Annotated in this window: 2 protein-coding genes; one reads left to right on the plus strand and one right to left on the minus strand. The window is 32.9% G+C overall.

Going from position 1 to position 633, the window contains the following annotated elements:
- The coding region (locus SE27_RS12720) for an integrase core domain-containing protein (protein ID WP_148308954.1) at nt 1-382 on the plus strand (382 nt) is incomplete at its 5' end.
- A gap of 179 nt (nt 383-561) precedes the next feature.
- On the opposite strand, the gene SE27_RS14605 is transcribed toward SE27_RS12720, so the two are convergent.
- A partial coding sequence (locus SE27_RS14605; protein WP_455550012.1) for a hypothetical protein occupies nt 562-633 on the minus strand: 72 nt, incomplete at its 5' end.

The following is a 633-nucleotide window of genomic DNA, read 5'->3' on the forward strand; positions in this document are numbered from 1 at the left end:
ATCGATCAGTATGGAAACAGACTTTTGCATAGATGCGTTGCAAGAAGCAATTGTGAAATATGGTTGTCCTGAGGTGTTCAATACAGACCAAGGCAGTCAATTCACAAGCGAGGCATTTTTGAATGAGTTAAAATTGCGAAATATCCGTATCAGTATGGACGGAAAAGGACGGTGGATGGATAATGTGATGATTGAGCGTTTATGGCGCAGTGTGAAGCATGAGGAAGTCTATTTGAAGGCTTACGATACGGTTAAACAAGCAAAACAATCAATTGCTGAATATTTGGATTTTTATAACACTATACGTCCTCATTCAAGCTTGAATAAGGCAACACCAAATGAATTTTATGATCGACATTTCTCAAAAGTAATGGCAGCATAATTTAAATATTTAGAGCCGATTTATCACTTATAAAACTAGATTGAGTGGTCTAATTAACGGAACCACATCAATTGAGTTAAATCATGCACATATTAAATTTATTAAAAAAATATTAAATCCTTTTGCTTTTGAATTTTAACCAACACATCATGTCTGAAGCACGATGTGTTGGTTAAACATTATGCAATTCCAGCAATATCTTTTAATATTTTAATAAAAATATCTTTTTCATCTGCTGAATATTTTTCAAA

Source organism: Acinetobacter harbinensis, assembly GCF_000816495.1.
GTDB classification, from domain to species: Bacteria; Pseudomonadota; Gammaproteobacteria; order Pseudomonadales; family Moraxellaceae; genus Acinetobacter; species Acinetobacter harbinensis.